Source organism: Puia sp. (assembly GCF_035546395.1).
Classification (GTDB): Bacteria; Bacteroidota; Bacteroidia; order Chitinophagales; family Chitinophagaceae; genus Puia.
Genome location: NZ_DASZXR010000011.1, coordinates 51,182 through 76,147, shown reverse-complemented (window position 1 = coordinate 76,147; position 24,966 = coordinate 51,182). Strand labels below are relative to the sequence as shown.

Genomic DNA, 24,966 nt, shown 5'->3' with positions numbered 1-24,966 from the left:
TTTTATAATGTTTCTAGATGTCACAAATAATAACGCCCTGCTCCAGCGACTTCAGTTTGTCCGGCCGCGAAGGAATGAACTCCTGCGCCACAAACCCCTTGTACCCCGTCGCGGCAATCCCCCGCATTATCGCCGGGTAGTACAGCTCCTGCGTCTCATCGATCTCATTCCGCCCCGGAACGCCACCGGTATGATAGTGTCCGAAATATTGATGGTTGTCCGTGATCGTCCGGATCACATCCCCTTCGTCGATCTGCATATGGTAGATATCGTAAAGGAGCTTGAAATTCTCCGAACCCAACCGCTTCACCAGCTCGATCCCCCATTTCGTATTGTCACACATCTGGTCCTTATGATTGATCTTGCTGTTCAGCAGCTCCATTTGGATGATGACTCCTTTCTTCTCCGCAAGCCCGATGATCTCCTGCAGCCCCGTCACACAGTTCTTCAAACCCGTCTCGTCATCCATCCCCTCGCGGTTGCCGCTGAAACAGATCAGGTTCTTGTAGCCGGCATCGGCAACAAGCCCGATATGCTCCGTATAGCTCTGGATCAGCGTCGGGTGATACTCCGTATGGTTCCAACCCTTCGTCAGGCTGATCTCCGCACCGTTACACATGGAGGAATAAATATCGTGATTCTTCAACGTCGGCCAGTCCTTCGGCCCGACCAGGTCGATCGCGCTGAACCCGATCTTCCTGACGGCCACACAAAGGTCTTCCAACGGAATGTCCTGGTAACACCACCGGCATACCGAGTGGTTGATCGTGCCTTTTAATTTCAATTGGTGAGTTTTTTCCAGCTTCTCCGCAGAAGCCTCGAGTGAAGATAAGAGTCCTGTGGCTCCGAACGCAGCGGTCCCCGCAACGATATTCTTGATTGCGGTGCGTCTTGAAGATGATTTAGACATATTTTGTGGTCCCGGCGATTAAAAAAAGTAATTTACAAAAAAACGATCAATGTGACGCACCCGCAGCCTGCGGTTTGCCCGCCGCCTGCGATTTCCGGCGCAGAACATAGATCAGCGAAAAGATCACGATCAATATAGCCGGCATGATCGCCACCTTCAGGAAGGTGCTCGACCCCGCCACGGCATCCGCCCCCGCGGCGCTCGTCCCCGAAGCGATCGCAGCCGCCTTGAAATCGTCATACCATTTTCCCATCAGCGGCAGGATCAGCGAAACGGAGAACATCCCCGCCCCTCCCATCAGCGAAAGTCCCAGCGCACCGGATTTCGGCACATATTCGGCCACAAATCCCAACATCGTCGGCCAAAAGAAACAGATACCCGCAGCAAAGACCAGCGCCGCGCCAAACGCAGCATAACCCGTCGCCTTGCTCAGCAGCACAAGCCCGATCGCTGCAAATATGGCGGAGAAGATCAACATCCCATTGGGGTTCAACCGGTGCACCACCGGTCCGGCAAAGCTCCGGCCCAGGGCCATGATCCCGTTGATGAAAACAAGCACCAGGATCCCCGATACACCCGCTCCCTGCAACAAGGCAACGATCCATTGATTGGTGCCCAGTTCCGTGGCAGCCGTCAGGAACATACAGAGCAGCATGATGAGGAACAACGGCGTAAGACAGGACAGGAACATATCCTTGGTGCTGACACCCGACGTCACCCGCTCCGTTTTGGGAAATTCGAGGCGCCAGAATAAGACCCCATAGATGATGGCCGGAATGAACAGCACCGAAATAAGGGCGTGCCAGCCCAGATGCATCACATCCATCATAAGGTAAGCGATGATCCCGCCGACGGTGATCCCGCCGGGGAACCAGACATGGAAACGATTCAGCATCGTCGTTTTATTGTTCGGATAAAGCGTAACCGTCAGCGGGTTACAGGCGGCTTCCACCATCCCGTTGCCGATCCCGATACACAACGTCCCGATGAACAACATGGTCGCGTCTTTCGATACGAGATAAACGACCACCCCCGCGACATGCCCGATAAAGGCCAGTCCCAAAAGCCTCTTCATCCCCAAAACATCGCACAACGGGCCTCCAAAGACCATAGCCAGCGTAAACCCGTAAAAGGCCGGCCCGAAGACCCAGCCGATCTGCTCCTTGGTCAGGTGAAATTCATTCCCCCACACACCCTCCAACGAAGCCCGGAAGGCAAAGGTCATGGCAGTAAAAATGAGGGCAATTCGACTGGCCAGAAAGAGCTTGCTGGCATTGATAGAGGAAGTGTTACTCATGGCAAGATCGTTTAATATAGTGCCTTCGGCACTTTAATTGTCAACTGGACACAATGTAAATGTAATTTTTTAATTTTAATAATCTAACCTAAAATTGCAGACAACTTCGAACGAATATATACTATGAATAGAAAACTTCGAATGGGAATGATCGGCGGCGGCCGGAACGCCTTCATCGGCGCCGTTCATCGCATCGCCGCCAATATGGACGGTCTCATCGAGCTGGTCTGCGGAGCCTTTAGCAGCCAGCCCGACAACGCGCGCGCATCCGGTAAAGACCTCTTCCTCCCGGACGACCGGATCTATCTTTCCTACGAAGAGATGATCGAAAAGGAAAGCAAGCTCCCGGCGGATAAACGAATGGACTTCGTGGTCATCGTAACCCCCAACCACCTCCACTTCGCCCCTGCCATGCTCGCTCTGGAGAAAGGATTTCATGTCGTCCTCGACAAACCCATGACCTTCTCCCTCGACGAAGCAAAGCAGCTAAGTAAAAAAGTAGCTGACACCGGTCTCCTCCTCTGCCTCACCCACACCTACTCGGGTTACCCGATGGTCAAACAGGCAAGGCAAATGATAAAAGAAGGCGTCTTCGGCGCCATCAGGAAAATATATGTAGAATATCCCCAGGGCTGGCTCAGCCGCCTCTCCGAAAAGGACGGCAGCAAACAGGCCGAATGGCGGACCGATCCCAAACGCTCGGGGAAAGCCGGCGCCATGGGCGACATCGGCACGCATGCAGCCCATCTCGCAGAATACATCAGCGGGCTGAAAATAAGCCAGCTTTGTGCCGATCTCCACATCTTCGTACCCGGCCGCGCCCTCGACGACGACGGCAACGTCCTTCTCCGCTTCGACAACGGCGCCACCGGCGTCCTCACGGCCTCCCAGGTCGCGGCAGGCGAAGAGAACGCATTGAAGATCCGCGTCTATGGCGAGAACGGCGGTATCGAATGGGCCCAGCAGGAGCCAAACACCCTGCTCGTAAAATGGCTCGACCAGCCCACCCAGTTGTACCGTGCCGGCATGGGCTATCTCGGCTCCTACGCGAAATTCAACACCCGTACGCCCGGCGGCCACCCCGAAGGCTACCTCGAAGCCTTCGGTAACCTCTACCGCGACTTCGCCATAACACTCGCGGCCCGCATCGACGGTACGACCCCGCCAAAAGAAGCCCTCGACTTCCCCTCGGCTGAAGACGGCGTTCGCGGAATGGCTTTCATCGACAATCTCATCCGCAGCAACGAAAGCAAAGAGAAATGGACCCCGTTCACCATCTAATTATAAAAACATGCAAACAATAAAAGGACCCGGCATCTTCCTCGCCCAGTTCATGGGCGACCAGGCCCCCTTCAACTCCCTCGCCTCCATCTGTAAATGGGCCGCGGGCCTCGGCTATATCGGCGTTCAGATCCCCTCCTGGGACAGCCGCCTGATCGATCTGCAGAAAGCCGCTGAAAGCAAGACCTATGCGGACGAGATAAAAGGCGTCGTCCAAAACGCCGGCCTCCGGATCACCGAACTCTCCACTCACCTCCAGGGTCAGCTCGTAGCCGTTCACCCGGCCTACGACACGCTCTTCGATGGCTTCGCCCCCGCCGCCGTACACGGCAATCCAAAAGCCCGTCAGGAATGGGCGGTCCAACAATTGAAATATGCAGCAAAAGCCTCCCAAAATCTCGGCCTGAATGCCCACGCGACCTTCAGCGGCGCCCTGCTCTGGCCCACGGTCTATCCCTGGCCGCAACGCCCCGCAGGCCTGGTGGAGACCGGCTTCAAAGAACTCGCCGCCCGCTGGCTCCCCATCCTCGACGAATTCGACAAAAATGGCGTTGACCTTTGCTACGAGATCCATCCCGGCGAAGACCTGCACGACGGCATCACGTACGAACTCTTCCTCCAACACACCAACAACCACCCCCGCGCCTGCCTGCTCTACGATCCCTCCCACTTCGTCCTGCAATGCCTCAACTACCTGGAATATATCGACAACTACCACGAACGCATCCGCATGTTCCATGTAAAGGACGCAGAGTTTAACCCGACCGGTAAACAGGGCGTCTACGGCGGCTACCAGGGATGGGTCGAACGCGCGGGTCGGTTCCGCTCCCTCGGCGACGGCCAGGTCGATTTCAAAGGCATCTTCAGCAAGCTGACGCAATACGACTACAAAGGCTGGGCCGTACTCGAATGGGAATGCGCCCTCAAACATCCCGAAGACGGCGCAAAAGAAGGCGCCCCCTTCATCAAACAACACATCATCCGCGTCACCGAAAAAGCCTTCGACGACTTCGCCGGCACCGGCAGCGACGAAAAATTTAATCGTTCCGTGCTCGGATTAAAGTAATAACTTCGACGACCAAAGCGCAATTATATGACTAAACAGCTAGTAGCCGCATTTTCCATCACCGTCCTTCTCGCCGCATGCGGCGGTTCCGGTGACAAAAAAGCAAACGAAACAAAAGACACCACCACATCCGCCGCTACGACCACACCGGCCACCGCTGGCGCCGGTAACGCAGCCGCGGACAAAGCCCTCGACCTCATCGGCGCCAGCGACTGCACCACCTGCCACCGCCTCCACAAAGCGCAAGGCGGATCCAGCATCGGCCCGGCGTATGACGATGTCGCCGCAAAATACAGCCCCGCCGCCGACACGACCGTCGATCGCCTGGTAAAGAAAGTGATCTCCGGCGGCAGCGGCGTCTGGGGCACCGTTCCCATGACACCGCACCCGAACCTGAAACCGGAAGATGTAAAGACCATGGTCACCTACGTCCTGACGCTTAAACAATAGTGCAACAACAATAGTCTTACCAATATGCAAAGATCAACACGCCTCGGTTGGGCCGTCGCAAGCCTTTGTCTCGTCGCCAGCACGCTTATCAGCAGCTACGCCGCCCACCCACGGGCCAAACGATTCGCCAAACCATCCGTGCTGATCTTCTGCAAAACCAACGGCTACCACCACGCCAGCATCACCACCGGCATCGCCGCCATCAAAAAGCTGGGCGAAGAGAACGGCTTCGCCGTCGATACCACCGCCGATTCTACCTGGTTCCGTGAGAAAACTTTGAAAAAATACAAAGCGCTCATCTTCCTGGACCCGACCGGCAAGGTCTTCGGCCCCGAAGAAGAAAAAGCGCTGCAGGACTATATCCATCATGGCGGCGGCTTCGTCGGCATCCACGCCGCCGCGGACTGCGAATATAACTGGCAATGGTACGGCGACCTGGTCGGCGGTTATTTCAAGTCCCACCCAAAACAACAGGAAGCAAAATTCATCATCGTCGACAAGAACAACCCCGCCACACAAGGCCTCCCCGATCCCTGGACCCACTTCGACGAACTGTATAACTACAAATACTACGCCCCCGATATCAAAGTCCTGATAAAGATAGACGAATCCTCCTATACCGGCGGCGAGAACGGCGCCAACCACCCCATGGCCTGGTACCACGACTTCGAAGGCGGCAGATCCTTCTACACCGCACTCGGTCATACCGACGCGACATGGTCCGACCCACTGTTCCTCCACCACCTGCTGGCAGGAATCCAATATGCAATGGGAAAAAAATAGCACTGCTCCCGCACAGGAAGCCGCGCCCTAAAAACGCTTCACCCAGGATAATCCAAACGACCCGTTGTTATAGGTCGGCATCACCACATTCACCACCTCCGGATTCTTCGGCTTGCCAAATATCCCCTGGATCTTCGGGTACAACCAATAGGCTATACGCGTCGACGCAATACCAACCCCAGCCCCTGCCACCACATCGCTCAGCCAATGCTTGTCATTGTACATGCGCAACACCCCCGTAGCCGTAGCCATCGCATAACCCGCGACCCCATACCACGGAGAGACATCTTTATATTCAAGCCGCATGAACTCCGCTCCGACAAACGCCTCCGCGGTATGCCCCGACGGGAAAGAAGCATGATCCGACCCGTCAGGCCGCATCTCATGCGACCAGCCCTTCACCGAAAAGACAGTACCATTGGCGATCACATTCGCCATCAGCAGGATAGCCGTCCGGTCCTTGAAATTGTGCGCCCCATGGATCCCCGCGGCATTCAATGCATACACCGACAAGGTCGGCGCAAACATCAGGTAGTTGTCCACGTGCATGGGCTTGTGCGGGTTGTCCTCCCAGATCTGGTCCTTGACCCCCGAATTGACCTTCTGCAGCGTCCCATTATGGACAGCCGTCGCACCATAGGCGATCATCGCCGCCGGCAGAATAAGACTGTGGAAGGGGAAAGGTTGCCTGTAGGAAGCCGCCAGATGCCAGTCGATCTTGTGCGGCACCGTGTCCGGTGCCGAACCCCAGGTCGGGGTGATACTCACTTCCCTGATCGTATCCATGGCAGCAAACCGGTTATTCTCGTTGATGGGTTGTGCCCAAGCCTTGTGGCACATGCAGGTCAAACAAATTGCCGCTACGGTTACGATTCTTTTCATATTAGGTTGACCCTTTCGGGCTTTGTCAGAAAATAGCCCTCGGGCCAACCACGCTCATGATGGGCCTTCGGCCATCCGGCCCGTGGCCGGATTCAATGATGAACGGCAAAAATGCACCAAAATTTTGTCATTTCAAGGCAAATGGGTGCGTTTGCGACAGCAAACGCCCATAATTAACACCAATTTTGGTTAAGGCAGTTAACGCTAAATCGTTTTAGGGAGCGAATATCCATTGTGATATTCCTTCATTAAATATTGTTGATTAATACGTTCATCGGTAAATTTCCCCGCCGCCGCATCCCAGCTAAGCCGCTGCCCGCTCCGCAGACTAATATTCCCCATCTGCGCCACCGTCGCCACCAATGACCCCGCCTCTATCGAACAATGCAGCTCCTCCATCTTACGGCTACGCACAACGCTGAGAAAATTGGCCATATGATTGTCCAGCCCATTGTCGGATACGGCCACAAAAGGCTTGCTCACCTTGTTCTTACTTTGCTTCTCTTCTATCACCTCCCATCCGCCACGACTCAACACCAGCGTCCCGTTATTACCGATATACGCGATCCCATGATCCCGCCCATAACTGCCGTTGTCGATGCCCATCGCATGATCCCACACCAGGTTGAACTTGTCGAACTCATACAGCGTCGTCAAAGTGTCAGGGGTCTCCTCATACAGGTCCGGGTATGCGAAGTCGCCACCCAACGCGGCGATCGTCTTCGGATACTGCGCCTTCATACCCAGCAGACCATAATCCAACAGGTGCACGCCCCAGTCGGTCATCAACCCACCGGCATAATCCCAAAACCATCGGAAATTGAAATGGAACCGGCTCGCGTTGAACGTCCGCCTGGGCGCGGGACCCAGCCACATCGCATAGTCCACACCCGCCGGCGGCGCCGAGTCCGGCACGACCGGACCTGGCTTCATCCACCCCTGGTAACACCATACCTTCACGGTCCGGACATTCCCCAGCCGGCCCGACTGCACAAAGTCCACCGCATCCTTGAAATGCTGCTGGCTGCGCTGCCATTGCCCGCCCTGCACCACCCGGCTGTATTTCTTCTGCGCCGCCATCATCGCCCGGCATTCGCCGATGGAATTGCCCACCGGCTTCTCCACATAGACGTCTTTCCCAGCCATGCAGGCCTCGATCATGATCAACGCATGCCAGTGGTCAGGCGTGCCGATGATCACCACATCGATATCTTTTTGGTCCAACAGCTTCCGGTAGTCGCCATAAGTCTTGATCTTGCTCACATCCACCTTCTTGGCCTCAAGGTCCTTCATCCGCTTGTCAAGGACGTTCTTGTCGACGTCGCAGAGCGCCACGACGTTCACACCCGGCACCTTAAGCGCTGCTGAAACATCGGCCCAGCCCATCCCGTTCAACCCGATCGCCCCTACGTTGATCTGGTCGGAAGGCGCCACGCCACCGGAAAAAGAAAAAGGATTGTTGCCAAATGCAGAGAGAAGCATCGCTCCGCCCGCCAGGGCCGAGCCTTGTTGAAGGAATTGACGACGGGAGTTTTTCATATACAAGCAGCGCAGTTTTTACTACGCCGCTTCAATATACAAAACATTTTGCAACCGATTGTAGCCCCCGGTTTATTTCGATCGTTTCATCGTGATCACCGTCGCAAAGTCGGTATGCGCCCCACCGCTCGTATCGATACCGTTGGAAGTCAGCAAAAGGCTATCCCCTTTAATTGCATACGTACACGACTGACCCGTAGACGCCGAATCCAGCGCGGTAAGTAAACCGCCCTTGGGGAAATAAAGCGAATCGCCGCCGATGAGCGTGTATTTGGAAGTGGTCGAGGTAGGCGGAACGGTATAGGTCAGCCTCTGGCTGGAAGAGTCATACTTCACACCGCCATAGTAGAAATAAGCCCAAAAGGCAGTATCCACCGAATAGCCGACACCCGAAGCGATCATCGAGTCCTTGGCGAAAGTAATGGTCCCAACATTTCCCGTTGTAACAAAAGCCGGATAGGCCACCATGGACACTCCCAAACCCTCATTGACCTCCGTCTTCGTATGGCCCGATACCCCAAGGAAGTTCCAGGTGCCGGCAAGGCCCTGCGAAGTAAGATTGTTGTTGGACTTCTTACAGGCACAGAACATCAAAAAACACAGTACAGGCGTCAGGATCAGGAGGGGTTTGCGCATAGCATCGGATTTGGCTTCCATAACGAAATAAGCAGGGCTTTAGTATTGACACGTCGCTTCCCCAGCCCCCATCCCTATGCGCTCACACCCGGGACACAGCCCGCACCCGCGGCACGCTCCCCCCCGCTATTTCAGACTCTTGCCGGTCAGCGTCGCCGAATAATATTCATAGAAGATATTCTTCCCACCCGTCGTATCCGTCCTCCAGTCCTCCATCCGCACCGGTCCAACGCCCGGGCTCAGATAGGTATTCACCTGCTCGAGGACAACATTATTGCAATCCTTGACCACCTCGACATTCTTATAACATTGATAGCCGTAGAGGGAAACAGGCGCCGCATAGGCATATTGAGCCGAACCGATCACGCAGGCCGGATTGGAATAATCCCCGCCCGTGCCAACCACCCCATCCTGATTCACCGTCTGGAGTAATATATAGGGATTATAATCCGGCGCATCCGCCTCATAAACCGCATAATTGCTCGGATCCACCGCGACATAGCTGCTATCGAACCAACCATACGGGCCGTCCTGCAATCCCAAAAAGATCGTTCCCGTACCCGGATCGGTCCAGGTATTCTTCGTAGCCACCATCGTGTCCAGGTAACCCCCCGCCGAGCTCGAATCGGTAAAGACCGAATCCGTAAAATACCAGGTGTCCCCCGCCGTCAAAGGAAATAGCGAATTAGGGCCATAACCCGGGTTCGGACCCGAGGTATTCTTGTGACAGGCTACGGAAAGTACGGCCACAGCGGCAAATAGGCTTAAGATAAAGGATCTTCTCATAATGAAGCGATTTCGGGCGCTTTGGACAAAAAGACAACGCCGGAGTTTATCCGGTTTTTGTTAACGATTTCCTAAGAGGTATACGTAACCTCCGGCTAATCGGCCTTCCATCCATTATCTTTCTCATTCGCATCCATAAAGATCCCCCCATCCAGTTTCAGGGATTTCACCACCTTGCTCGTCTTGATCCTGACGGATATCTCCTTCTGATCCTTCTCCCATACCTTCGGTGTCTGGTGGAAACTCTCGCTCATCCCATCATCATAGGTGGCAATTACGTCGAACGGTATCGCAAATCCGCCAATATTTTTAATAGACAACGCATATCCCCTCCCTCCCTTCTCAGCCTTCACCAGGGCAAGATCGATGTAATAAGGAGTATAGAACCAGTTATAGAAGAACCAGTCGAGATTCTTCCCCGATCCCTTGCTCATGGAATAGAAATAATCCCAGGGAATGGGATGTTTGCCGTTCCAATTCTTCATGTAGTTATGTAAAGCCTTCTTGAACAATTTGTCGCCGAGCAGGTCCTTTACGGCAAGATAGCTCAGTGACGGTTTCCCATAGGCATTATTACCCGCGCCGAAGCTAACGTCGGGGCTGGGAGTGATGATGGGATTTTCCTTCTCGTGAGGACCGTGTATCCACCGGGTAACCCGGAAGTTCTTATAAAAATCATCGGCTGTCTTCTGCCCTTTTTCGGAAATGCCGATGAGGTACTCCCAGGTCGTCGCCCAGCCTTCGTCCATAAAAGCATATCGGCTTTCGTTGGTGCCCATGTAAAAAGGGAAATAGGTATGAGCCTGCTCATGATCCTGGACCAATTCGGCAAAGCCGAGATCCGGTGCATGACTGTCGTTGATCATCATCGGGTATTCCATATCGGCATATCCCTGGAACGCGGTCGACTTTGAATAGGGGTAAGGAACACCCGGCCAGTTATGGGAGAACCAGGCGAGCGAATATCTCCCGAATTGCACGGAGTGATGAAAATCCTGTGCCGAATCGTTGAAAGCCGCCTGCATGCTGGCGCGCCGCTGCGTCTTGTCGTCTACAACTACACTCCCGGCATCCCAATCATAATGGTCACTGACGCCGATCGCCACATCGCTCACGTTATGGGCAGACCATTTCCAGACATTGGTCGGATTCTGCGCAGTCACCGCCTTATCGTGGAGTTCCTGTGCAGTGGCAACATGGATCGTAGAGTCGCTGGTCATTGATTCTTTCAGCCGCTCGGCGATCGCCGGCTGCAGCACCTGCGAAGGATTCTGCAGGTCACCCGTTGCCCACACGATAAAATTACCCGGAACCGTCACATCCACCTCGTAGTCGTTGAAATCGTTATAGAACTCGAGGGAACCCGTATGCGGCTGCTCATCCCAACCCCGGTAGTCATCATAGACAGCCACCCGCGGATAGAAATACGCGATAAAGAAGCTGGTCGAATCGATCACCCCATCCCGCCCGCGTCTCTTCGACAGGTTATAATGCCAGGCAATACTCAAATGGATCGAATCATGCGGAAGCAGCGGCCGGGCCAGCCCGACCATTTGATTGGTAGTAACGGCTGTATTGTTATCCCACGCGGTTCGGACGCCGTCGATCGACAGCTCATCGATCTTGATCCCCGCCGACGTGTCCGCCTGCCCCCCACGCATCCCGCCGCGGTGAACGTTCACGATCAATTTCATGTTCAGCCCCTTTAGCGTGTCCGGACTATTGTTGCTATAGGTGATCTGCTCGGTGCCGGTAATCTTGTTGTCCGGGGGCATCACCGCTAACGCTATTTGATAACGCCCGTGATTTTGCCAGTAATTTTTCCCAGGCTTGCCATCCAGGCTGCGGGTCCCGTTCGCATAGGCTTTCTGGATCTCCGGCGGCATGGTAAGCGTTTGTGCACCGGCTTGCAAGAATCCCACGAAGGCAAAAGCAATAAAGAGGATTGATTTAATCATTCGTAAATGTATTGAAAAAGACCCTATATCATAGCCACTTACAAAAAAAGCGCATCAAATGATGCGCCTTTATCCACTTTCGGTGGGTCGTACAGGATTAGCTCGCTGCTCCTTTAGCCTCCGGCGGTTCCCTTACCCAAGGCCCCACCTTCCGCTTTCGCGGAACCGGGCTTTTCCATGCATCCGCTCTGGCGAACACAGTTCGCCTCGCTACCGCATGAAAAAGCCCCGCGGCTATCGCCGCGGGGCCTTGTGGGTCGTACAGGATTCGAACCGGTGACCCCTACCATGTCAAGGTAGTACTCTAACCAACTGAGCTAACGACCCGGAAAAAAGCCGGCCCTTCGACCAGCCGAAATCGGACTGCAAATGTTACTCAAAATCCGCAATTAACAAAATCCGTCCGCCCAAATCCCCAATTTTTTTACATTTAACCGATGGAACCAAGCGAAAACCCCTCGCTCACCCGCACCGTAAAGCTTCAATACAAAGACTATGAAGCGGGCGAATATAGCAGCGTCATGCCCCGTACGGCCGACGCAACCGTTCAGCTGATCAACACCTACCCCTGGGACCAGCAACGCGATCACCTCGCCATCGACCTGACAAACCCCTCCATAACCATCGAAGGCGTTGACAATGACTATCTAAAGCTCTCACCCTGGTACAACGGGAAATTCGTCCTCCACTATTTCGACAGAACGCACCACCTCTATACCCGCTCATTCGACCATCTATCCGACGCAACACCCCTCATCCGCACCTATTTCGCAAGTAGCCTCCCCGATCTCTCCACCTTCAAAAAAGAGATCACCTGGCTGCAAAGCAATACCGCCCATTTCCGCACCGTCGAATTCATCTACTCGATGCGCCTCGCAAGGCTCACTTCGGTGGCCCTCCTGGCTCTTTACACTCTCTTCATATCCGCTACGTTCACTGGCGTCGTAATACAACACCCTCCGTTCTACCCGATACTCCTGATGCCGCTTGTACTGCTCTTTCTCATCATCCGCCTCGCCATGGTAGCCGTCAATCATTATCGCTCCGCAAAAGATATGGTACTAATCATTTCAAGGGGAAAACAGGAGTTCTCCTACGGCCCCGCCGCAACACCGGAACGCTTCAACAAAAATGATATAAAGGAGATAATTACGTATGGCCGCCGCGCAAAAGGCGGCTTTACAGCGCTTACAAGAGTGGAGATCCGGTTTCTGGACGGCCGCTGCATCAACATCTCCTGCCTGATGATCCCGCAGGAAACGCTGACAGCAAAATTCCCGCATTGTTCAAGATCCGAAGTGGGAACAACCTTCCCGCTTATAATCCCCTCCGCCGCAGTTCCTTCCGGATAAGCCCAAGCTCCCTCCCCGTCTGCCCCGACACCGAACTGTTCTCCTGCGCCCGTCGCATCAGGTATGGGATCACATCCTTCAACGGCCCGAACGGAAGATACTTGCTCACCGCACAGCCGGCCTTCGCCAGGTTGAACGTGATATTATCGCTCATCCCGTACAACTGCGAAAAATGGACATGCCGGTGATTCAACGGCAGCCCCCGCTCCTGCAGCAGTTGCACCGCCAACAGGTTACTGTACTCATTATGCGAAGCCACGATCACCGAGATGCGATCGAGATGTGCGATACAGAATTCCACCGCCGAATTATAGTCCCGGTCCGTCGATTCCTTATCCACCTGGATAGGGCTTCGGACACCCCGCTCCTGCGCCCGCTTCCGCTCCTTTTCCATATAGGCGCCCCGCACCAGCTTGGCCCCAAGAATAAAATCCCGCTGCTCTGCCGCTTCAAAGGAATCCTTCAGAAAAGTCAGCCGGTCCCACCGGTAAAGTTGGATCGTATTGTACACCACCGTCCGCCCCCGGTTGAACTGCTCCATCATCAGCATCGTCAGCATATCCACGCCGTCCTGTATCCAGGTCTCCTCGGCATCCACCAGCACCCCGATCCCCCGGTCGGCTGCCGCCCGGCAGATCTGCTGCATCCGGCGGCTCACCGATTGCCACTCCGCCTGCTCTTCCGCCGTCAGCTCTTCTATCGCCCGGGCATACCGTTTCATCAGCGAACCTTCCTTGCCCGCCATCAGCGCATCCAGCCTTTCCAGCAACCCGAATCGCGCAAAACCGGTTACCTTGATGCTCATGAGTGGGATATTGGCCTGCGTCGCCGCATAGTCGATCACCCGGATAAATTCGGTACAGGCATGATCGAAACCCGCCTCACCTTCCTCCCCGCCTTCCACCCCATAGTCGAGTATCACCTGCACCCGGTATCCGCCCAGCTTTCGCGCAACGACCGCCGTCTCCTCCAGCGTCTCCCCACCCACAAACTGCGTGAAAATGGTATCCCGGATAATGCTCCTCACCGGGAACCCCGACCGGATCATCCACGGAGTCACCCTCGTGCCGATCTTGACCAGCGTCGAGAACCCCATGCTCCGGAAAAGGAACTCGGCCTTCCTCAACTCCTTATTCGACTTGTATTCAAATGCATTGGCAGTGTTTTCAAATGAAACAGACTTCAGGGGGGCGCTACTCATTGACAGACGGTAATTTGGCGGCAAAATTAGTATATTCGACTCAAAGTCATCGCTTATGAGAAAACCCGCCGCACTTTGGCCACTTTTAGGCCTCATCCTATCCTGCCACCCCACCCCCCACTACGACACGATCATCAAAAACGGCACCATCTACGACGGCGCCGGCGCCAAACCCTACACCGGCGACATAGCCATCCAGGACGACACCATCGCCGCCATCGGTGACCTGAAAGGAGCCACAGCCACAAACACCATCGACGCACGGAACAAGGCGGTCAGCCCCGGCTTCATCGACCTCCAATCCCAATCCATGATTTCCCTCCTGCAGGATGGCCGCTCCCTCGGAGCGATCAAACAAGGCGTTACCCTCGAGATCTTCGGCGAAGGCTCCTCCGAAGGCCCCTATAACGACACCATGAAAGCCATCGAACAGAAAGACCAGGGCGATATCAGGTACAAGGTAGAATGGACCAGCCTCAAAGACTATCTCCAATACCTGCAAAAACGTGGCGTATCCACCAACGTCGCCTCCTTCGTCGGCGCGGCGACCATCCGGCAGAACTTCCTCGGTTATGCCAACCGCGCCCCCGACAGTGCGGAACAGTCAGGGATGAACGCTCTCGTTAAAAGATCCATGGAAGAAGGTGCGCTCGGCATTGGCTCCGCGCTCATCTATGCCCCCGGCGCCTACGCAAAGACCCCCGAGCTCATCCAGCTGTGCAAGTCCGCCGCCCCTTATGGCGGGGTATACATCTCCCATATCCGCAGCGAAGGCAACCGCCTGCTCGAAGCCGCCGACGAGCTGATCCGCATCTCCGCCGAAGCCCATATCCCCGCCATCATCTACCATCTAAAGGCCGCCGGCAGACCCAACTGGAGCAAAATGGACAGCCTCATCGCAAAGGTCGACAGCGCCCGAAAGGCAGGCCTCGATATCACAGCCTGCATGTACACCTATACCGCGGGAGCCACCGGGTTCGACGCCTCCATGCCGACGAGCGTTCAGGAAGGCGGCCTCGATAAATGGGTCGCACGGCTAAAAAACCCCGCCATCCGCAAACAGGTGATAAAAGCCATGCAAACCCCATCAAAGGACTGGGAGAACCTCTATCTTGGCGCCGGCGCCGACAACATCATCTGCACCGGCTTTAAACAGGATTCCCTGAAATACCTCACCGGCAAACGGCTCAGCGAGATCGCAAAGATGCGGCATACGACCCCGGAAGAGACCATCATCGATCTGGTCATCGCCGACCATTCCCGCGTTGAGGTCATCTATTTTTTGATGAGCGAGGACAACGTAAAAAAAGAGATCGGCCTCCCCTGGATGGCCTTCGGTTCCGATGAGGCCAGCATGGCCCCGGAAGGTGTTTTTCTAAAGAGCAGCTGTCACCCCAGGGCGTACGGCAACTTCGCCCGCCTCCTCGGTCACTACGTACGCGATGAAAAGTTGATCCCCCTCGAAGAGGCCATCTACCATCTCACCGGTATGCCCGCAGGTTGGCTGAAACTAAAAAGGCGCGGCGCCCTAAAAGTGGGCAATTATGCCGATGTGGTGGTCTTCGATCCGGCTGCAGTGAAGGATAACGCCACTTACGAAAACCCTCATCAGCTCTCCAGTGGCGTGGAACAAGTATTCGTCAACGGTACCCAGGTGCTCAAAGCCGGCGCCCATACCGGGGCCAAACCCGGCCGTGCCGTCTTCGGACCCGGATATCGCCCATAACATTATCTTTGCCGCGCCATCGGCCCGCCGACAATGCCGACCGCAACCCAGCTATGACCATCCTCCGCACCGATATCTATAAGTACTCTATCCCGATGCACCCCTTCACCATCGCAACGGGAACCATGCACTATGCCCAGAACATCCTCATCCATGTCCATACCGATGCCGGTCACTACGGCATAGGTGAATGCTCAGCCTTCCCGATGATTGTCGGCGAAACCCAGGCGACCTGTTTCGAGATGGCAAAGGATTTCGCCACCCTCTGGAAAGGCGAAGACGCGACCGCAATTGAAGCCCGTATGCAGCAGCTGCACGACTTCACCGCCTACAACGCTACCATCAAAAGCGCCTTTGACATGGCGCTGCACGATCTGGCGGCAAAGGCGGCAGACCAACCCCTCTACCGCTACCTGGGCGGAAGTAAAAAGCCCATCGAAACGGATCTCACCATCGGCATCGACACGCCGCAAAAAATGGCGGCAACCGCCATAAAGTTCAAAGCAGACGGCGTCCGCATGATCAAGATAAAGCTCGGAAAGAACGGCCCCGAGGATGTCCAACGCGTTAAACTCATCCGCGGCGCCGTCGGCCAGGACATCATCCTGCGCATCGATGCCAACCAGGGCTGGGACTTCGACACCGCCCGCGACGCGCTTATCCAAATGGGCGAATACAACATCCAGTTCTGCGAACAACCCATGCGCCGCTATAACGATCACCGGCTGCCGGAGCTGCGCCGACTCTCGCCGGTAAAGATCATGGCCGATGAAAGCGTCTTCGATCATCACGACGCAGAACGCCTCATCGCCGCACAAGCCTGTGATTACGTAAATATCAAATTTGCAAAATCAGGCGGCATCCTCGAAGCAAGAAAGATCGCCGCCGTCTGCAAGGAACAGAACATCCCCTGCATGATGGGCGGAATGCTCGAGAGCCGCGTGGCCCTCACCGCATTCGCCCATTTCGCCCTGGCGCATGACAACATCATCTTCCATGATATGGACACCTGCATGCTGGGCCACACGACAGACCCCGTCACCGGGGGAGTCCGCTACAACGGTTATTTCCTCGAAACACCCGATACCCCGGGCCTGGGCGCAGATGCCGACAAAGCCTTTCTCGAAAAATGTGAGCAGGTATCCATCTGACATCCCAAAGCAGCAATCCGGTCCCGGTACCCCGGATCATGATAAAGATTCTTCAATTCCGAAGGATCACTACAGCCTTCCGCTGCGCGGGCGTGAACCGGTTATAGATACTGCTACGATCATCGCCCGCATGCAGCTGTAGAATGATATGTCCCTTCATCTGTATATATTTGCAGTATGCAAAATAACGCAAAGACGGCAAGCGAATCCCTGATAGTCATGACCGAGCTGGTATTGCCAAACGATACCAACGTATTCGGCAACCTCATGGGCGGCCGGCTCATGTACTGGATGGACATCGCCTCGGCACTGTCCGCAAGCAAACATTGCAATGCCCCGGTCGTCACCGCCTCCGTCGACAACATCTCCTTTGAAAACCCGATCAAGCTGGGCAACGTCGTACACATTGAAGCAAAGGTCTCCCGGGCCTTCAACAGCTCCATGGAAGTTCACATGAAGGTCTGGGGCGAAGATCTTCCCCAACAATACCGGTATAAAAGCAACGAGGCCTATTATACCTTCGTCGCCCTCGATCCCAATCGCCGCCCCCGCACCGTCCCCGAGCTCCTCCCCGAAACAGAGGAAGAAAAAAGATTATATGACGGCGCCCTCCGTCGTCGCCAGCTGCGCCTCATCCTCGGCGGCAAAATGAAACCCGAAGAAGCCGGCGAGCTGAAGGCCTTCTTCATAAAAGGTTGAGCTGCGCCAGGAACTCCTCCTTTCTCCGGGTCGACACCTCGACAATGGTGTCGTCCGTAAGCGTCACCGTCCCCCCCTGCCCCTTCTGGTAATTCTTGATGTATCTCAGGTTCACAAGATGGGAATGATGCACCCGGAAGAACCGGTAGGGCGTCAATAATGCCTCGAACTCCTTCAAGGTCTTCGACACGACGAGCTTCTTTCCGTCCGTCGTGAACAATAAAGTGTAATTGCTGCTGCTCTCACAACGGAGGATCATGCTGACCTGTACAAAGATCAATCCCGAAGCAACCGGCAAACCGATCCGTTTGTCCGCCACCCCGGTTTCCAATAAGTTGTGCAACAAGGCCTCCAACCTCCGCGCCCGGTCCTCCGCCGATCGGGCACCCTCAAAACGGTCAATCGCCCGCAACAACTCATCCCCCGCCACCGGTTTCAACAGGTAGTCGATGGCACTGAATTGAAACGCCTGTACCGCATACCGGTCGTAGGCCGTCGTGAAGATGACCCCATAGGTAAGTTCCCGCGTTTCCTGTAAGACATCGAATCCCGATCGGTCCTTTACCTGTACATCCAGGAAAACCAATTCGGGCCTCCTCTCCCGTAAGGCCTTGACCCCGCTGTCGACGGTCTCATAGACACCCTCGATCAGTACCCGGTTGCCTGCATGACGCCGGACCAACTCGATCAGCCGCTCGCTGCAATGCCCCTCGTCTTCCACGATGATAGCTCGTATCATAAAAAATTATTGATCCACCGACAGCGGCAGCCAGACTTCCACCCGGGTCCCTTCTGCAAGGTCCGTTACCCGCCAATTGGCATTGTAATTCCTTGTCTTGTTCAAAAGTTCGATCCGTTCGGTCGTAAGCCTCATCCCAAACGACCGCTTCTTCCCTTTCACCACTTCCATCCTCCGTCCTGACCCATTATCCTCCACGACACAATGAAGCCGCCCCCCATCCTTGCCGATGGTCACCGACAAACAGCCCTCGCGCTCCGTCAAACCGGCAAGCCCATGCCAGATGCTGTTCTCGATAAAGGGCTGGAGCACCAGCGGAGGAATATAGGTCCGCCCCTGGTCGATCGACTCATCCACCCGCACCGAAAAGCGGAATCCCTTCGGCAATCGCTTCGACTCCAGTTCCATATAAAGCTGCATCGCATTCAGATCATCGCTGATCAGCACCTCCCGGTGCTCGGCATTTTCCAACGTCAGCCACATCAACCGCGAAAAACGGCTAAGATATTCATTCGCCTCCTCAGGGGAATTGCGCAGTACATAATCGCCGATCGAATTCAACGAATTAAAGATGAAATGTGGATTCATCCGGCTCCGGAGCGCCTTCATTTCCAGTTCCGTTTGCTCCGCCTTCCGTTCTGCAGCCTGCCGCCGCCGGTAAAAACGAAACCCCACCCAGCCCGCGATCGCAAGAATGGCCCCCGCCACCAACACCATCTCCGTGATTAACCGTTGCCGGTTCAGCGCCGCCGCCGCGATCGCCTGCCGGGCTTCGAAACCAGCCTGCAAAGCCGCCTCTTTCTTGTCGGCCTCGTACTGCATCGTCAGCCGCATGATCTTACGGCGGCCGTCGTCATTCACCACGCTATCCTTCAACAGCACAAACCGCTTATAAGCCGCCAGCGCAGCCCTCGCATCTCCGGCCGCTTCATAAGTCCCGGCAAGGATCTCCCAGACATCCCGCTGGTTATCCGTCGACCCGATCTCCTCGGCAAGCCGCAGCGCCTCCCGTTCGTACCCCACCGCCCGGCTAAAACGCTCCTTCGCCGGGATGCCCTGCTCCCGCAACACCGCTGCCGGCGAACGCTCGCAAAGCTTGCCCAGTTCACTCAGCGCAATGGCCATGCTATTCTTATCCCCCAGACCCTTGTAGCGTTCCAGCCCCCGCCGCAGGTGATCAAACGCCTTCCGGTATTCGCCAAGCTCGCTGTACACGATCCCCATATTCAGCAAATTGCTGGCGATCCCCCGCTCATTGCCGGCGGCTTCCTGTATTTGCAGTGATTCGGAATAATAGCGCAACGCCTTCTCCCGGTCATCCATATCATCGTAGATATTGGCCAGGTTAGCCAGCACATTCGCCTTCTGCGCAAAGTCCTCCGGTCTCGTAAAACAAGCCATCGCCTTGTTGCAGTACTCTATAGCCTTCCCAACCTCGGACACCCGCCGGTACACGATACCCAGGTTGGTATACGCATTGCCCACACCCCGCCGGTCATCCCGCTCCTGGTAAATCTGCAATGCCCGCTGGTAATACTCGATGGCCTTCGGATAGTCCGCGAGATAGAGATAATTGGTGCCGATGCTATTGGCTGCATTGGCCACCCCGGAACTGTCCTTCAGTTCCATAAAAAGGTCCAGCGCCCGCCGGTGATAATCGATGGAAAGGCCATACTCCGACTGGCTGTTATAGACAAGACCGACGGCATGCAAAGTCTTGCCCATCCCCTCTTTGTTGTCACTGGCCGCGTCCAGGTCCAGCGCCTTCCGATAAGCCCCCAGGGCAAGCGAATCATCCCCCTCGCGGAAATGACTGAGCCCCCGGTTTCTCCAACCCGTCGCCTGGGCCCCGGCATCGCCAAGCGTCTTCGCCAGCCCGATGGCCTCATCCGCAAAAACCCGGCATTTCCCCGGATCGCGCGCATAATAGGCATAGGCAACGGCATTCAGCAGCCTCAGCCGCGTCGTATCGGGCACTAGGTGATAGTGCAATGCCCGGATCAACGAGTCCCCGGGATCCTGGGCCCTGGCAAAGATCAGCGCCCCAAGGCAACAGCAACAGAAAAGCGCCTGTTTCATGGTAGTTAGAGTCCTTCAAATTAAGCAAAAACCCGTAGACTCCGCGCAGTTATCCCCTCTTTCCACGCAGTTGCTGGATCAACTCCGGCGCCCGCTCGAAACCGGTTCGCCGGACCGCTGATTGGCAATAAATTCGGGTAACAGCTATAACATGAAACAGATAATCGCAGCTACAAAACCCATCACTCTATATTGGACCACCGGCAAGGTCGCCGACGCCGGCAAGAACATGGAAACCATCGTCAGGGGAGGCGGAGGAGGAGGCTACACCTACAATGGCACCGGCTCCACCGCCCCGGTGACCATCACCTCCACCACCGTCGTCCATGATCAAATCTTCCTCGTCGACCGCGACGGCCGTGAACACGCATTCCAACTCCAGGGATTCAATGTCGCCTGCCGCACCGACAACCAACTGTCCATCATCTGGGCCATCCGGGAAGGAAAAAAGACCGGCCCCTATATCATCGCCTATAACCACAGTACACGCAACGCTTTCTACAACGACGCGTCCCTCAACAAGCTCTTCCGCTATCCTGTCTACTACCTGCTTGGCGCGATGCTCGCCTGCCTCCTGCTCGGCCGCATCTCCGGCCTCTTCTACGCACTTTTCCTCGCCGCACCCATCGTATGGCTGCTCCTGGCAAGACAGCAGGCAAAGCGTTTCAAAAACTCCCTTGATTTTTCCGAATTCGACCGATGACGATGCCCCGCAGCTCCTCCGCCACTCAGCGGCCAACACTCCCGGAATGAATGCCCGCGGCCTGGTCGGTCGCGACACCACCGTCCGGCGCCGTACGCCAGTGATGCGCCCCCTTCATCATATACTCCTTACTCTGTTCTATCGAATCCATGACCTGCTTCAAAATGCATTCCGCCGGAGCATCGTAGTCGATATCCAGCGGCGCCTTAAAGGTAACGGAGAGGGGCGTCCCCTTCTTCTTGAACTTCAGTCCCTTCTTGTCGAAGGCCCGCCAGAATCCGCTGATCACCACCGGCACGACAATCGGCTTGGATTGTTTGATGATATGCGCCGTTCCCTTCCGGCCGGGCGCGAAAGCCTTCGTCGTCCCCTGCGGGAAAGTTATCACCCAGCTGCTCTCCAACGCCCGGAAGATCTTCCGCGTATCCGACGGATCGAGCCCCCTGCGCACCTCCGTGCTCTCCTTGTTCCAGGTTCGCTTCACCGTCAGGGCTCCCGCTATCGTGAAAAGCCGGCTCACCCATGTCGCCCGCATCGTCTCCTCCGCAGCCACATAATAGACATTGGTGAAAGGATTCAAAAGATACCAGGGCAGGCCAAGACGATCCTTCCTGCCCCATTTAACGGCACAGAAGATATGGAGGAAGGTGATGACATCGGCAAAATAGGTCTGGTGATTACTGACAAAAAGAACATTGCCCTTAGGAAGCTTGCGCAGATGTTCCGTTCCGCGAATGGTGAGGCGGTTCACAATCGTCAACCCGGGATAAGAAACCATCCCTACTATGGCATAGACGAGTTTCCGTACCAGCCGGAAATTCTTTAATCTTTCTCTCAGTGGCATTCTACCTCGAATGTACGGAAGAATCGGCATAACTTCGCACCCTATGCCGCTCAACACTGTTATCTTCGACATGGACGGTCTGCTCATCGACTCCGAACCCTGCTGGCAGGAAGCCGGAACGGAAACCCTGCTGGAGTTCAAGGTGACGCTGACCCCCGTTCAGTACCACCACACCACCGGCCTTCGCACCCGCGAATGGCTCGATTATTGGTTCTCCCAATTCGGTATCGGCAAGGAAGGGATCCCCGCCGCCGAAGACGCCCTTCATCACAATGTCATCGACAAAATAAAAAAGAATGCCGCACCCTTGCCCGGCGTAAAGGAGATCATCGCTTTCTTTAAAGCCCGCGGCTTCCATATCGGCCTGGCCACTTCCTCACCACTTTCGCTGGTAAAGGTCGTCGTCGAAAAACTCGGCATTGAAGATTCTTTCGAGACCGTCGCCTCCGCCGAACATCTTCCCTTTGGCAAACCCCATCCGCAGGTGTATATGGACTGCGCAGAAGCGCTCGACGTAAGCCCGCTCCAATGCCTGGCCTTCGAAGATTCCTTCAACGGCCTCATCGCCGCCAAGGCCGCCCGGATGAAATGCGTGGTCGTGCCCGTCCCCGATCAGGCCCATCTCCCCAAATGGAACGCCGCCGACCTCAAGCTCGGCTCCCTCCTCGAATTCACCGAACAGCATTTGCTGCAAATAAAAAACCCGGTCTCTTGACCGGGTTTCCTTATTTGTAACTCTTCTTACTTCTTCTCTTCCCCACCCTGCGCATTCTGATCCTTCTCTTCCTGCTTCAGCTTCTCCTTGATAGAGGCCAAGGCGCCCAGATCACCAAGCGTCGGCTTCTCAACCTTCTGCTGGATATTCTTGACAGCCTTGCGCGTCTTGTCGGCATCGGCGCGGGCTTCCTTCTTCACTGCTTCGCGTTCTTCATGCTTGTGCTGTTCCCAAAGCCGGGTATGGGACAATACGATCCGCTTTTCGTTGCGATCAAACTCGATCACCATAAACGGAGCCGTCTCGTCGGCCTGTACCTGCTTGCCGTCTTCCTTATTGAGATGACGGTTGGGAGCGAATCCTTCCAACCCGTAAGGCAGTTGCACGATAGCACCCTTCTCATCCTTACGGATGACCAGGCCCTCATGCACGGAACCAACGGCGAAAGTTTCCTCCAGCGCATTCCAGGGATCTTCTTCCAGTTGTTTGTGACCCAACTGCAACTTGCGGTTGGACTGGTCGATACCCAGGATCATCACGTCGATATGCTGACCCACCTTCGTGTACTCGGAAGGATGGTTGAAGCGCTTCAGCCAGCTCAGATCGCTGATATGGATCATACCGCCGATGCCGGGAGCCAGCTCGACAAATACGCCATAAGGAGTGATATTCTTCACCAGCCCGTTGTGCTTGCTGCCAACAGGGAACTTCTGCTCGATCGTATTCCACGGATCTTCGCTCAGCTGCTTGATGGACAGGCTCATCTTGCGGGCGTCCTTGTCCAGCGTAACAACCTTCGCCTGGTGCTCGTCGCCCAGTTTGAAGAATTCCTTGGCATTGATCGGCGTGTTCGCCCAGGTGATCTCGCTCACGTGAACCAGCCCCTCTACGCCCGGCATGATCTCCAGGAACGCACCGTAATCTTCGATATTCACCACACGGCCCTTCACGATCTCGCCTTCCTTGATCGTCTCAGGCAGCACGTCCCACGGATGCGGGGTCAGCTGCTTCAGACCAAGGCTGATACGCTTCTTGCCGTCGTCGAAATCCAACACCACCACCTGCAGCTTCTGGTCCAGCTTCAGCACCTCGCTCGGATGGCTGATACGTCCCCAGCTGATATCGGTGATATACAGCAGACCGTCCAGGCCACCAAGGTCCATGAACGCGCCAAAATCGGTGATATTCTTGATCGTACCCTCGAGGACCTGTCCCTTCTCCAGCTTGCTGATTATCTCCGCACGTTGTGCTTCGATATCGCTCTCGATAAGGGCCTTGTGGGATACAACGGCATTCTTGATCGCTTCGTTGATCTTCACGACCTTGAACTCCATCGTCTTGCCGACAAACTGATCGTAATCGGTAACGGGCTTCACATCGATCTGGCTGCCCGGCAGGAAAGTCTCCATGCCGAACACGTCGACGATCAGGCCACCCTTGGTCTTGCTCGTAACGGTACCCGTGACCACTTCGCCGGTCTTGTGCACCTCCACGATCTTCTCCCAGGCACGCGTGATCCGCGCTTGCTTGCGGCTGAGATGCAGATGACCTTCCCGGTCTTCTTTCTCGACAACCATCACTTCCACCTCGTCACCCGTCCGCAGATTCTGCAGGTCACGGAATTCGTTCAGGGATACGAGACCATCGCTCTTGAACCCGATGTTCACCACCACGTCGGTCTTCGTCAGGCCAACGACCAGGCCCTTGACCAGCTCGCCATCCGTGATGGATACGAAGGTGTTCTCATACACCTTGTCGTACTTTTCCTTCTCTTCCTTGGTGTAAACGGCCACATTGCGCTTGTCAATGCTCCAGTCGAAATCATCATGTGCGGTCGGCACAGGCACAGGTGCTTTTGTTGTCGCTGTAGCCCCGGCAGCAGCAGTCGCCACCTCCGCGGTCTCCTGTGATTCAGCGTTTGAGTTAACAATATTGTTTTCAGACATAATAAAACCCCGGGTTTTTGATCGGGGCTGCAAAGATACAAAAAAACCACCATTTTCCGACCGTTGGGCGTTCCCCTCCGGGTCGGGCTCTCCGCTATAGTCCTCGGCCTCGTATCTCGGCCTCCGGGCTGCCGCTCCGATCCCTAACGCGCCCCGCACCAAACTCCGACAATAGGACTTTTCAATCATTTTATTTTACCCACCCAAAACCCCCCATCCTGCC

The 24,966-nt window shown here is 55.5% G+C and carries 22 protein-coding genes and 1 tRNA gene; 10 read left to right on the top strand and 13 right to left on the bottom strand.

Features of this window, described 5'->3' with window-relative positions; all coding sequences use genetic code 11:
• Positions 1-13: 13 nt before the first annotated feature.
• The gene (locus VHE34_RS11030) at positions 14-910 is read right to left on the bottom strand and encodes a hydroxypyruvate isomerase family protein (protein WP_325587731.1); all 897 of its coding nucleotides are present in this window, start codon (positions 908-910) and stop codon (positions 14-16) included.
• A gap of 46 nt (positions 911-956) precedes the next feature.
• Entirely contained in the window at positions 957-2,207 is a 1,251-nt protein-coding gene (locus VHE34_RS11025) for an MFS transporter (RefSeq protein WP_325587729.1), read from the bottom strand.
• A gap of 123 nt (positions 2,208-2,330) precedes the next feature.
• Between VHE34_RS11025 and VHE34_RS11020 the strand changes: the two genes are divergently transcribed.
• Genes VHE34_RS11020 through VHE34_RS11005 form a run of 4 tightly spaced genes read left to right on the top strand, consistent with a single transcriptional unit; the run spans position 2,331 to position 5,787 of the window.
• Positions 2,331-3,488, top strand: a complete 1,158-nt coding sequence (locus VHE34_RS11020) for a Gfo/Idh/MocA family oxidoreductase (RefSeq protein WP_325587727.1) — start codon at positions 2,331-2,333, stop codon at positions 3,486-3,488.
• 10 nt (positions 3,489-3,498) lie between these two features.
• Positions 3,499-4,554 carry a sugar phosphate isomerase/epimerase gene (locus tag VHE34_RS11015; protein ID WP_325587725.1) on the top strand — a complete coding sequence of 352 codons (1,056 nt, stop codon included), beginning with the start codon at positions 3,499-3,501 and terminating at the stop codon, positions 4,552-4,554.
• A gap of 27 nt (positions 4,555-4,581) precedes the next feature.
• A complete protein-coding gene (locus VHE34_RS11010; protein ID WP_325587723.1) occupies positions 4,582-5,004 on the top strand; it encodes a c-type cytochrome in 423 nt (140 codons plus the stop codon).
• A gap of 24 nt (positions 5,005-5,028) precedes the next feature.
• On the top strand, positions 5,029-5,787 hold the full coding sequence (locus VHE34_RS11005) for a ThuA domain-containing protein (RefSeq protein WP_325587721.1): 759 nt from the start codon (positions 5,029-5,031) through the stop codon (positions 5,785-5,787).
• Between the two features lie 27 nt (positions 5,788-5,814).
• On the opposite strand, the gene VHE34_RS11000 is transcribed toward VHE34_RS11005, so the two are convergent.
• The 6 genes from VHE34_RS11000 to VHE34_RS10975 form a co-directional block, all read right to left on the bottom strand.
• The gene (locus tag VHE34_RS11000) at positions 5,815-6,627 is read right to left on the bottom strand and encodes a phosphatase PAP2 family protein (protein WP_325587718.1); all 813 of its coding nucleotides are present in this window, start codon (positions 6,625-6,627) and stop codon (positions 5,815-5,817) included.
• Positions 6,628-6,873: 246 nt separating this feature from the next.
• Positions 6,874-8,208: a Gfo/Idh/MocA family oxidoreductase gene (locus tag VHE34_RS10995; protein ID WP_325587716.1), complete on the bottom strand. Its 1,335-nt coding sequence runs from the start codon at positions 8,206-8,208 to the stop codon at positions 6,874-6,876.
• Positions 8,209-8,280: 72 nt separating this feature from the next.
• A complete protein-coding gene (locus tag VHE34_RS10990; protein WP_325587714.1) occupies positions 8,281-8,844 on the bottom strand; it encodes a hypothetical protein in 564 nt (187 codons plus the stop codon).
• 126 nt (positions 8,845-8,970) lie between these two features.
• Positions 8,971-9,630, bottom strand: a complete 660-nt coding sequence (locus VHE34_RS10985; protein WP_325587712.1) for a hypothetical protein — start codon at positions 9,628-9,630, stop codon at positions 8,971-8,973.
• Positions 9,631-9,725: 95 nt separating this feature from the next.
• The gene (locus tag VHE34_RS10980) at positions 9,726-11,588 is read right to left on the bottom strand and encodes a M1 family metallopeptidase (RefSeq protein ID WP_325587710.1); all 1,863 of its coding nucleotides are present in this window, start codon (positions 11,586-11,588) and stop codon (positions 9,726-9,728) included.
• Positions 11,589-11,841: 253 nt separating this feature from the next.
• Positions 11,842-11,915, bottom strand: a tRNA-Val gene (locus tag VHE34_RS10975).
• 110 nt (positions 11,916-12,025) lie between these two features.
• Between VHE34_RS10975 and VHE34_RS10970 the strand changes: the two genes are divergently transcribed.
• Positions 12,026-12,940: a hypothetical protein gene (locus tag VHE34_RS10970; RefSeq protein WP_325587708.1), complete on the top strand. Its 915-nt coding sequence runs from the start codon at positions 12,026-12,028 to the stop codon at positions 12,938-12,940.
• Here the strand turns inward: VHE34_RS10970 and VHE34_RS10965 are convergent.
• Positions 12,906-14,141 (bottom strand): proline dehydrogenase family protein, encoded by a 1,236-nt coding sequence (locus tag VHE34_RS10965; protein ID WP_325587706.1) that lies wholly within the window; start codon positions 14,139-14,141, stop codon positions 12,906-12,908. The two genes, VHE34_RS10970 and VHE34_RS10965, sit on opposite strands and share 35 nt — an antisense overlap.
• Positions 14,142-14,196: 55 nt before the next feature.
• Between VHE34_RS10965 and VHE34_RS10960 the strand changes: the two genes are divergently transcribed.
• The 3 genes from VHE34_RS10960 (at position 14,197) to VHE34_RS10950 (ending at position 17,717) form a co-directional block, all read left to right on the top strand.
• The gene (locus VHE34_RS10960) at positions 14,197-15,867 is read left to right on the top strand and encodes a D-aminoacylase (RefSeq protein WP_325587704.1); all 1,671 of its coding nucleotides are present in this window, start codon (positions 14,197-14,199) and stop codon (positions 15,865-15,867) included.
• Between the two features lie 8 nt (positions 15,868-15,875).
• Positions 15,876-17,018, top strand: a complete 1,143-nt coding sequence (locus VHE34_RS10955) for a dipeptide epimerase (RefSeq protein WP_325587702.1) — start codon at positions 15,876-15,878, stop codon at positions 17,016-17,018.
• 177 nt (positions 17,019-17,195) lie between these two features.
• On the top strand, positions 17,196-17,717 hold the full coding sequence (locus VHE34_RS10950) for an acyl-CoA thioesterase (RefSeq protein ID WP_325587700.1): 522 nt from the start codon (positions 17,196-17,198) through the stop codon (positions 17,715-17,717).
• On the opposite strand, the gene VHE34_RS10945 is transcribed toward VHE34_RS10950, so the two are convergent.
• On the bottom strand, positions 17,704-18,456 hold the full coding sequence (locus VHE34_RS10945; protein WP_325587698.1) for a LytTR family DNA-binding domain-containing protein: 753 nt from the start codon (positions 18,454-18,456) through the stop codon (positions 17,704-17,706). The genes VHE34_RS10950 and VHE34_RS10945 overlap by 14 nt on opposite strands.
• 6 nt (positions 18,457-18,462) lie before the next feature.
• Complete coding sequence (locus tag VHE34_RS10940) at positions 18,463-20,535, bottom strand: tetratricopeptide repeat-containing sensor histidine kinase (RefSeq protein ID WP_325587696.1); 2,073 nt, start codon at positions 20,533-20,535, stop codon at positions 18,463-18,465.
• Between the two features lie 151 nt (positions 20,536-20,686).
• Between VHE34_RS10940 and VHE34_RS10935 the strand changes: the two genes are divergently transcribed.
• Positions 20,687-21,238: a hypothetical protein gene (locus VHE34_RS10935; RefSeq protein WP_325587694.1), complete on the top strand. Its 552-nt coding sequence runs from the start codon at positions 20,687-20,689 to the stop codon at positions 21,236-21,238.
• A 25-nt stretch (positions 21,239-21,263) separates the two neighbouring features.
• On the opposite strand, the gene VHE34_RS10930 is transcribed toward VHE34_RS10935, so the two are convergent.
• The gene (locus VHE34_RS10930) at positions 21,264-22,082 is read right to left on the bottom strand and encodes a lysophospholipid acyltransferase family protein (RefSeq protein WP_325587692.1); all 819 of its coding nucleotides are present in this window, start codon (positions 22,080-22,082) and stop codon (positions 21,264-21,266) included.
• 43 nt (positions 22,083-22,125) lie between these two features.
• Here VHE34_RS10930 and hxpB point away from each other — a divergent pair, with 43 nt between their 5' ends.
• Positions 22,126-22,797: a hexitol phosphatase HxpB gene (gene hxpB / locus VHE34_RS10925; RefSeq protein ID WP_325587690.1), complete on the top strand. Its 672-nt coding sequence runs from the start codon at positions 22,126-22,128 to the stop codon at positions 22,795-22,797.
• Positions 22,798-22,823: 26 nt separating this feature from the next.
• Here the strand turns inward: hxpB and rpsA are convergent, their stop codons facing one another.
• Positions 22,824-24,743 carry a 30S ribosomal protein S1 gene (gene rpsA, locus VHE34_RS10920; protein WP_325587688.1) on the bottom strand — a complete coding sequence of 640 codons (1,920 nt, stop codon included), beginning with the start codon at positions 24,741-24,743 and terminating at the stop codon, positions 22,824-22,826.
• Between the last annotated feature and the right edge of the window lie 223 nt (positions 24,744-24,966).

Bases quoted from the DNA above. Each gene is read 5' to 3' on its own strand.
- VHE34_RS10985 (WP_325587712.1), bottom strand. From the start codon at position 9,630: ATGAGAAGATCCTTTATCTTAAGCCTATTTGCCGCTGTGGCCGTACTT.
- VHE34_RS11020 (WP_325587727.1), top strand. From the start codon at position 2,331: ATGAATAGAAAACTTCGAATGGGAATGATCGGCGGCGGCCGGAACGCC.
- rpsA (WP_325587688.1), bottom strand. From the start codon at position 24,743: ATGTCTGAAAACAATATTGTTAACTCAAACGCTGAATCACAGGAGACC.
- VHE34_RS10965 (WP_325587706.1), bottom strand. From the start codon at position 14,141: ATGAGTAGCGCCCCCCTGAAGTCTGTTTCATTTGAAAACACTGCCAAT.
- VHE34_RS11015 (WP_325587725.1), top strand. From the start codon at position 3,499: ATGCAAACAATAAAAGGACCCGGCATCTTCCTCGCCCAGTTCATGGGC.
- hxpB (WP_325587690.1), top strand. From the start codon at position 22,126: ATGCCGCTCAACACTGTTATCTTCGACATGGACGGTCTGCTCATCGAC.
- VHE34_RS10935 (WP_325587694.1), top strand. From the start codon at position 20,687: ATGAAACAGATAATCGCAGCTACAAAACCCATCACTCTATATTGGACC.
- VHE34_RS11005 (WP_325587721.1), top strand. From the start codon at position 5,029: ATGCAAAGATCAACACGCCTCGGTTGGGCCGTCGCAAGCCTTTGTCTC.
- VHE34_RS11025 (WP_325587729.1), bottom strand. From the start codon at position 2,207: ATGAGTAACACTTCCTCTATCAATGCCAGCAAGCTCTTTCTGGCCAGT.
- VHE34_RS10960 (WP_325587704.1), top strand. From the start codon at position 14,197: ATGAGAAAACCCGCCGCACTTTGGCCACTTTTAGGCCTCATCCTATCC.
- VHE34_RS10945 (WP_325587698.1), bottom strand. From the start codon at position 18,456: ATGATACGAGCTATCATCGTGGAAGACGAGGGGCATTGCAGCGAGCGG.
- VHE34_RS10995 (WP_325587716.1), bottom strand. From the start codon at position 8,208: ATGAAAAACTCCCGTCGTCAATTCCTTCAACAAGGCTCGGCCCTGGCG.
- VHE34_RS10990 (WP_325587714.1), bottom strand. From the start codon at position 8,844: ATGCGCAAACCCCTCCTGATCCTGACGCCTGTACTGTGTTTTTTGATG.
- VHE34_RS11010 (WP_325587723.1), top strand. From the start codon at position 4,582: ATGACTAAACAGCTAGTAGCCGCATTTTCCATCACCGTCCTTCTCGCC.
- VHE34_RS10980 (WP_325587710.1), bottom strand. From the start codon at position 11,588: ATGATTAAATCAATCCTCTTTATTGCTTTTGCCTTCGTGGGATTCTTG.
- VHE34_RS10930 (WP_325587692.1), bottom strand. From the start codon at position 22,082: ATGCCACTGAGAGAAAGATTAAAGAATTTCCGGCTGGTACGGAAACTC.
- VHE34_RS11000 (WP_325587718.1), bottom strand. From the start codon at position 6,627: ATGTGCCACAAGGCTTGGGCACAACCCATCAACGAGAATAACCGGTTT.
- VHE34_RS11030 (WP_325587731.1), bottom strand. From the start codon at position 910: ATGTCTAAATCATCTTCAAGACGCACCGCAATCAAGAATATCGTTGCG.
- VHE34_RS10950 (WP_325587700.1), top strand. From the start codon at position 17,196: ATGCAAAATAACGCAAAGACGGCAAGCGAATCCCTGATAGTCATGACC.
- VHE34_RS10940 (WP_325587696.1), bottom strand. From the start codon at position 20,535: ATGAAACAGGCGCTTTTCTGTTGCTGTTGCCTTGGGGCGCTGATCTTT.
- VHE34_RS10970 (WP_325587708.1), top strand. From the start codon at position 12,026: ATGGAACCAAGCGAAAACCCCTCGCTCACCCGCACCGTAAAGCTTCAA.